Annotated in this window: 5 protein-coding genes; 1 reads left to right on the forward strand and 4 read right to left on the reverse strand. The window is 74.2% G+C overall.

Annotated features, from left to right (window positions below):
• Positions 1 to 230: 230 nt before the first annotated feature.
• Complete coding sequence (locus ABZ951_RS33060) at positions 231 to 2282, reverse strand: ATP-binding domain-containing protein (protein WP_344086421.1); 2052 nt, start codon at positions 2280 to 2282, stop codon at positions 231 to 233.
• Positions 2283 to 2564: 282 nt separating this feature from the next.
• Between ABZ951_RS33060 and ABZ951_RS33065 the strand changes: the two genes are divergently transcribed.
• Positions 2565 to 2750 (forward strand): hypothetical protein, encoded by a 186-nt coding sequence (locus tag ABZ951_RS33065; RefSeq protein WP_361281665.1) that lies wholly within the window; start codon positions 2565 to 2567, stop codon positions 2748 to 2750.
• Positions 2751 to 2760: 10 nt separating this feature from the next.
• Here ABZ951_RS33065 and ABZ951_RS33070 read toward each other — a convergent pair whose 3' ends face one another.
• The 3 genes from ABZ951_RS33070 to ABZ951_RS33080 all read right to left on the reverse strand — a co-directional run bounded on the left by ABZ951_RS33070 (position 2761) and on the right by ABZ951_RS33080 (position 7355).
• Positions 2761 to 3042, reverse strand: a complete 282-nt coding sequence (locus ABZ951_RS33070) for a hypothetical protein (RefSeq protein ID WP_344086415.1) — start codon at positions 3040 to 3042, stop codon at positions 2761 to 2763.
• Between the two features lie 91 nt (positions 3043 to 3133).
• The gene (locus ABZ951_RS33075) at positions 3134 to 4786 is read right to left on the reverse strand and encodes a DNA repair helicase XPB (RefSeq protein ID WP_344086412.1); all 1653 of its coding nucleotides are present in this window, start codon (positions 4784 to 4786) and stop codon (positions 3134 to 3136) included.
• 106 nt (positions 4787 to 4892) lie between these two features.
• Complete coding sequence (locus ABZ951_RS33080) at positions 4893 to 7355, reverse strand: helicase-associated domain-containing protein (protein ID WP_344086409.1); 2463 nt, start codon at positions 7353 to 7355, stop codon at positions 4893 to 4895.
• Positions 7356 to 7541 lie beyond the last annotated feature (186 nt).

Here is a 7541-nt window from a genome sequence, read left to right on the forward strand (position 1 = left end):
GGCCTGTTGTCGGGGCGTAAAGCGAAGCAGCCCCGACAACAGGCCCGCGGAGGCCCACCCCCGCACATTGAAAGCCCCGCGCAGCGGACAACGCCCCCCGCAGGGGCAACGGCGCCGCACCCGGCAACGCCCCGCGCAGCCGGCAACGCCCCGCCCCGCGCAGCGGAGCGGCCCCGCGCAGCGGACACGCCCCCGCGCAGCGGGAAACGGACAAGGACCACCCCCAACCACTACCGCGCCAGCGGAAACGGCGCGGCGTGCACCACCGTGAGGCCCGATACCGCCCGCGTCAGCGCCACGTACAGCCGTCGCAGCCCCGTGCGTTCGTCCGGCTCGGCGGAGAGGATCGCGGCCGGCTCGTCCAGGACCACGTAGTCGTACTCCAGGCCCTTGGCCAGCGTCGCCGGCACCAGCGTCAGCCGGGACTCCGCCGACGTCTCCTCGCCGGGGGACAGGTACGGCAGGCCCGCCGCCGTCAGCGCCTCGGCCAGGGCCGGGATCCGGGGTTCCGCGGCGATCAGGCCGATCGAGCCCTCCTCGGCGAGAGCCGCCCGGCACGCGTCGAGCACCGCCGCGTCCAGGGCCTCCGGTTCGACGGCCCGGACGCGCAAGGAGCCCGCGCTGTCGCGGACCGACGTGGCCTCGGCCAGGCCCGGGGCAATCGACGGGAGCAGGCGTGACGCGTAGGAGATGATCTCGCGCGGCACCCGGAAGCCCCGGGTGAGCTCCTCGATCTGCGCCCCGGCCTTGCCCAGGTGGGCCAAGGCCTCCGGCCAACTGTTCGTGGCCCAGGGCGTCGTGCCCTGCGCGAGGTCGCCGAGGACGGTCGCCGAACCCGTCGTGCAGCGACGGCCCACGGCCCGGTACTGCATGGGGGACAGGTCCTGGGCCTCGTCCAGGACCACATGGCCGAGCGACGGCGTACGGGCGATCAGGTCGGCCGCCTCGTCGATCAGAACGGCGTCCGCGGCCGTCCACCGGGCGGACTTCACGCTGCGGGCCGGCTTTGGCATGAGGATCTCCGCCTGCTCCCGCGCGTCCAGCAGGCCCTCCGCGTGCTCCGCGAGGAACTCCGCGTCGGACAGCAGCCGCAGGACCAGCTTCGCCGGGTCGACCTGCGGCCACACCGTCTTGACCACCGCTTTCACGGCCGCGCTGCGGGCCACCGCGTCCTGCACCCGGTCGTCGGGGGCCTCCCCGGCCTCCTCCATCCGGACCAGGACCGCGTGCGCGATGCGCTGCGGGAGCGCCTCGCGGGCGGCGCCGTAGCGGATGTCGCGGGCCAGCAGTTCGCGGACCATCTCCTCCAGTTCGTACGCGGGCACCCGCCAGCGGCGCGAGCCGCGGACGACGACGAGCGGCTCGGCCGGCATGGTGACGCCCGAGCGGAGCGCGCGCCGCAGGACTTCCGCCATGCGGGCGTCGCCCTTGACGACGGCCGCGGCCGCGGTGTCGGCGGCGCGGACCTCCACGTGGGCCACGAGGTCGTCGACGGTGGCCTGGGCGACGTTCAACTCGCCGAGGGCGGGCAGCACCTGCTCGATGTAGTGCAGGAACGACCGGTTCGGGCCGATGACCAGGGTGCCGGTGCGGGCCAGCCGCTCGCGGTGCGCGTAGAGGAGGTAGGCGACGCGGTGCAGGCCCACGGCGGTCTTCCCCGTGCCCGGGGCGCCCTGGACGCAGACCGTGCCGCCGATCCCGGCGCGGACGATCTCGTCCTGCTCCGGCTGGATCGTGGCGACGATGTCCCGCATGGGGCCCACGCGCGGGCGCTCGATCTCGCTGCGCAGGAGCCGGCCCGGCTGCTCGTCGCCGGCGGCGTCGGTCAGGTCCTCGTCCTCGTACGCCGTCAACTCCCCGCCCGTGTAGCCGAAGCGGCGGCGCATCCGCACGTCCATCGGCTCCTTCTTGGAGGCGCGGTAGAACGGCTGGGAGACGGGGGCGCGCCAGTCGATGACCATCGGGTCGCCGTCCGCGTCGTGGACGTGCCGGCGCCCGATGTAGAAGCGCTCGCCGCCGGCGCCCTCGGCCCGGTCCGCGCCGGGGGCGTGCAGGTAGTCGAGGCGGCCGAAGAACAGCGGGGTGTGCGCGAGGTCGGCCAGGGCGGTGACGCGCTGCTCGATCTGGTTCCGCAGCACGGCCGCGTTGACCCAGTTCGCGGTGACGTCCTTGATGTCGAGGGACTCGACGTCGGCGCGCATGGCGCGCAGCGCGGTGCGGGACGAGGACAGGTGGGCGCGCTCGTTCTCAAGGGGGTCGTTCGGGACTTGCTGCGCGGGCACGGCGGGGCCTCCGGGCGGGGTGCGGGCGGGTGTGAGCGGAAGCCCGCCGGTTTCCGTCCGGTCGGGGGCGCTCCCATGAGGCGAGGGAGGCGGCGGAATCGGTGAGTGTATCCAGCAGGAAACCCGGGCGCGAACGGTTTTCCGCGCCCGGGCCGGGGGCGTCTCAGGGTCGCCGTCCACCTTGCGTAGGGGGCGGCATGGTCCTGTGGTCCTACGGCACCCCGACGTCTTTACACCGGCAGGCCGATGTGCGGCGGACGGGGAGAAACCATCATGGAACACATGAACACCGCGTCCTCCACCACCGCAGCCCAGGGCGCCCACTCGGGCGCCACCGCCTTCGCCGACGGCCGGCCCCGGCCCGGCCTCGGCGGCGCCTTCCGCGCGCTCAAGGTCTTCGCGGGCGCCGCCGTCAGCGTCGTCCTCCTCGGCGAATCCGCCGACAAGCGGGCCGTACGCGCCATGTGACCCCGGCGGGTCAGTCCTCGGTCAGGAGGATGTCCGCGTCGTCGAAGATCCTCAGGACCACGAGGAGCAGGCGCCCTCGCGAGATCATGTACTCGGCCACGATCTGCGACGTGAGACGGATTTCCCTGTCCTGCTCGCCCGGGCCGACGGGCCGCGAAAGCTCGGTGTAGGGATCGCGCGCGAGGATCTCGATCGCCTTCTCGAACGACGCCCTGCGGACAGGGTCCAGCCGGTCACGGTCGCGGGCCGCCGGCTCGGTGTACAACACCTCGTAGATGTCCTGATGGGACATGCTGCTCTCTCCTTGCCATGGCGCGACTCTCCCGCCAGCGTACCGAGCGGGAATCATTCGGGGGATCGGATCGCCGCCCAGCCGGACGGACTCAGGCGGCGTCCTCGTCGGCCAGCAGCGAATCCGCGTCCACGATGCGGTACGCGTAGCCCTGTTCCGCCAGGAAGCGCTGGCGGTGGGCCGCGAAGTCCTGGTCGACCGTGTCGCGGGCGACCACCGAGTAGAAGCGCGCCTCGTGGCCGTCCGCCTTCGGGCGCAGGACCCGGCCGAGGCGCTGTGCCTCCTCCTGGCGGGAGCCGAACGTGCCCGACACCTGGATGGCGACCGTCGCCTCCGGCAGGTCGATGGAGAAGTTCGCGACCTTCGAGACGACCAGCACCGACAACTCGCCCTGCCGGAACGCCTCGAAGAGCTTCTCGCGCTGGGCGTTGGTGGTCTCGCCCTTGATGACGGGCGCGTCCAGGTGCTCGCCCAGCTCGTCCAGCTGGTCGATGTACTGGCCGATGACCAGCGTCTGCTCGCCCCGGTGCTTGGCGACCAGCGCCTCGGTGACCTTCCGCTTCGTCGCGGTCGTCGCGCAGTAGCGGTACTTGTCCTCGGTCTCGGCCGTGGCGTACGCGAGCCGCTCGGCGTCCGTGAGGTTGACGCGGACCTCGACGCAGTCGGCGGGCGCGATATAGCCCTGCGCCTCGATCTCCTTCCACGGCGCGTCGAAACGCTTGGGGCCGATGAGGGAGAAGACGTCGGACTCGCGGCCGTCCTCGCGGACCAGGGTGGCCGTCAGGCCCAGGCGGCGGCGTGCCTGGAGGTCGGCGGTGAACTTGAAGACCGGCGCCGGCAGCAGGTGCACCTCGTCGTAGACGACCAGGCCCCAGTCCCGGGAGTCGAACAGCTCCAGGTGCGGGTAGACGCCCTTCCGCTTCGTCGTCAGCACCTGATAGGTGGCGATGGTGACCGGACGGATCTCCTTCCGCGTCCCCGAGTACTCGCCGATCTCCTCCTCGGTCAGCGACGTCCGCTTGACCAGCTCGTGCTTCCACTGCCGGGCCGAGACGGTGTTGGTGACGAGGATCAGCGTCGTGGCCTTGGCCTGGGCCATGGCACCCGCGCCGACGAGCGTCTTGCCCGCGCCGCAGGGCAGCACGACCACCCCCGAGCCGCCGTGCCAGAAGCCCTCCACGGCCTGCCGCTGGTACGGGCGCAGCGACCAGCCGCTCTCGTCCAGCTCGATGGGGTGCGCCTCACCGTCGACGTAGCCCGCGAGGTCCTCGGCGGGCCAGCCGAGCTTGAGGAGGGTCTGCTTGACCTGGCCGCGCTCGGAGGGGTGCACGGCGACGGTGTCGGGGTCGATCCGGGCGCCGACCAGCGGCTGGACCTTCTTCGAGCGGAGGATCTCCTCCAGCACCGGGCGGTCCGTGCTCTCCAGGACCAGCCCGTGCACGGGGTGCTTGAGCAGCCGCAGCCGCCCGTAGCGGTCCATCGTCTCGGCGATGTCGACGAGCAGGGCGTGCGGCACGGGGTAGCGGGAGTGGGTGACGAGCGCGTCGACGACCTGCTCGGCGTCGTGGCCCGCGGCCCGGGCGTTCCACAGGCCCAGCGGGGTCAGCCGGTAGGTGTGGATGTGCTCCGGCGCCCGCTCCAGCTCCGCGAAGGGCGCGATGGCGCGGCGGCACGCGTCCGCCTGCTCGTGGTCCACCTCCAGAAGCAGTGTCTTGTCGCTCTGGACGATGAGAGGTCCGTTCACGCGCCTGGGCCCTTTCCGCTCGCGGTCGGCCGTCACGCGCCGGTCGGCTCGTGCGGCCAAACGTCCAGTGTGCCGCATGCGGGGAAATCGCGAGGTCGGACCCGGCTCAGACGGAGTCGGCCACCTCGTCGACGAGCTCGGCGACCCCCGTGATCCGGTGCAGCGGGTACGTGCGGATCTCGTCCGCCGTGTGGTCGTACGCCGTCACGAAACCGCCCTCCACCCGCACCGGCGCGATCACCCGCTGGCTCGCGGCGCCCTCGGCGTTGACGTAGCCGATCCACAGGGCGGCGCCCGTCAGGACCGCCGCCTGCATCGTCGCGAGCGTGTCTGCGGACGTGGTGCGCGGCAGGCCGCCCGCCTCCGGCGCGGGCGCCGCGGCCGGCTTGCGCTCGGCGGTCGAGGCCATGTCACCCGCGCGGACGGCCCGCACCGCCGCGTCCAGCAGCGTGGCGTCGGGCACCGGCGGGCCGTCGGGCACGGGGGCCGGCGCGGTGCGCGGCGGGGTGCGGTGGGCGTCCGCCCGGCTGATCAGCACATCACCCTCGGCGGACTCGGCCGCCGGCGCGTACCCCATGCCCCGCAGCCCCTCCAGCAGGGCGTCCGGTGCGGCCTGCGAGGCCAGCACCGTCGGCGCGAGACGGCGCAGCCGCAGCGGGTCCGAGCGCCGGTCGGCGAGGATCTCCGCGAGGACGGCCTCGTCGTCGCAGCGCAGGTACGAGGAGGCGGCACCGACCCGCAGGTGCCCGTGGCGGCGGGCCACGTCGTCGATCAGATACGCCAGCGGCTGCGGCACCGGCGTACGGGAGTGGGCCGTGAGGAACGCCTTCAGATCGGCCGCCGTCCGCCCGGCGTCCAGCGCCCGGCGCACGGACGCGGGGGTGAAGCGGTAGACCGTGGCACCGCCCTTGGACTCGATGTCCGCGAGCACCCCCAGCGTCTGCGCGAGCGGCCGCACCAGCGGGCCGGGCGCGACAGCGGTCAGGTCCGCCTGCAACAGCACGTGGTCGAGCGGCGCCGGCAGCAGCGGCGCCAGCAGGGCCGCCGCTGTCTCCAGCCGTGTGGCCGCCCCGGCGAGCAGGGCACGGCCGGGGGCGGTCAGCGCGCCGCGGTTGGTGACACCGAGCAGCTCCGCCTCGGCCAGCGCCCACCGCGCCAGCCGGGACCGCAGGTCTTCGACGGCCGGGTCGGCGCTCTGCCGCGGGGGACGCTCCCAGTGCAGGCGGGCCAGGAGCGTGTCCGGGGCGACGGACGCGCCCTCCGGCAGGCCCGCCAGAAGCGCCAGGACCCGGTGGCGGACCTCCGGGGCCGGGGCGCGGTCCAGGTCCGGGCCCAGGGCGGCGAGGGTGCGGCCCTTGGCGTCCCGCCCGCCGACCAGCCCCGGGGTACGGGTGGCCGCGAGCCAGGCCGACGCCAGCAGCGCCCAGCGCCGCTCGGCGGGCAGCAGGAGCCAGTCGTCGAACGTGGGCGTCGGCACGAACCGCTCGTCGACCTCGCCGTCCGACGCCAGCAGCCCCGCCGCGTACGCCAGCTCGACCCAGAACGCCGCCGCGGCCTCCGTGGTGTCCAGGGCGGCGGCCGTGCGCTTGAGGTCACGGACGCTCAGACCACCGGCCCGCATCACCAGCGGGCCGCCCGTCTCCCACTCCTTCAGCAGCTCCTCGACCGTCGACACCGCCAGGAAAGCCTGCCCGGCCGCCGTCGCGTCGACGACCCGCGCGTCGTGCTCCGCGACCGGCGCGAGCTCCGGCGCCACCGGCTCCGGCTCCCGGTGCGCCCGCCCGCCCCGCAGGTGCAGGGCCGCCTCGCGCGGCAGGACCACCCCGCCCGGCCCCGTCGACAGCAGCAGCCCGCGGTCCAGGAGCCAGCGCAGGTGCCGGGCCGGATCGGCCGTCACCGTGCCGTAGGGCGGCCCCCACATCAGCTTCCCGAGCACGGCGGCCGACTCGGCCGGGGCCTGCGCCAGCAGCTCCGCCATCCGCCGCCGGTCCTCGAACAGCGCCGCCAGCGAAGCGACCGCCGTCACCGGGTCGTGCGTCGCCGGCAGCCCCGCCGCCGCGATGATCTGCTGCACCCGTCCCGGCGACATCCCGGCCGTCGCCTCCGCGACGGACGGGCCCAGCCCGGTCGGCGGAGGATGCGCGGCACTGGGCGCCAGCAGCTCCCGGACGGTGCGCACCAGACGCAGCCGGTCCTCACCGCCCCAGACGAGCGCCTGCTCCCGGAGGTCCGCCACGGCACGCGGCAGCTCCCGGCCGATCCGCGGGTCGGCCGGCTCGTCCCCCGCCATCAGCCCGGCGAGCACCGGGTACGGGCACGGGTCCGGGGCCACGGCCAGGGCCTCGGCGGTCTGCAGCGCGAACCGGTCCAGCCGCTCCAGTGCCCGCACCACGGAGGCGCGGGTGCCGGCCCGGGTGGCGAGCTGGGTGAGATCACCGGGCACCGGGTTGAGCAGGTCGGGCCGGGCCCGCAACAGCGCGACCAAGGCGTCGTCGGGCCGCCCCCGCAACTCTTCAGCGAGCGTACGGGGACCGCTGCCTGTGCGTTTCGCTTCCCGCGTGCCGCTCATTCTGCCAACGGTACCGGTTCGCTGCGCTTGGCTTCGATGTTGGTGGCTCAGGTTGATTGACGGGTTCGTCGCCGTTTCCCGCTGCGCGGGGCCGTGTCCGCTGCGCGGGGCTTTCAATGTGCGGGGGTGGGCCTCCGCGGGCCTGTTGTCGGGGCTGCTTCGCTTTACGCCCCGACAACAGGCCCG

Origin of the sequence: Streptomyces sp. NPDC046215 (genome assembly GCF_040646215.1) — a bacterium.
GTDB classification, from domain to species: Bacteria; Actinomycetota; Actinomycetes; order Streptomycetales; family Streptomycetaceae; genus Streptomyces; species Streptomyces stramineus.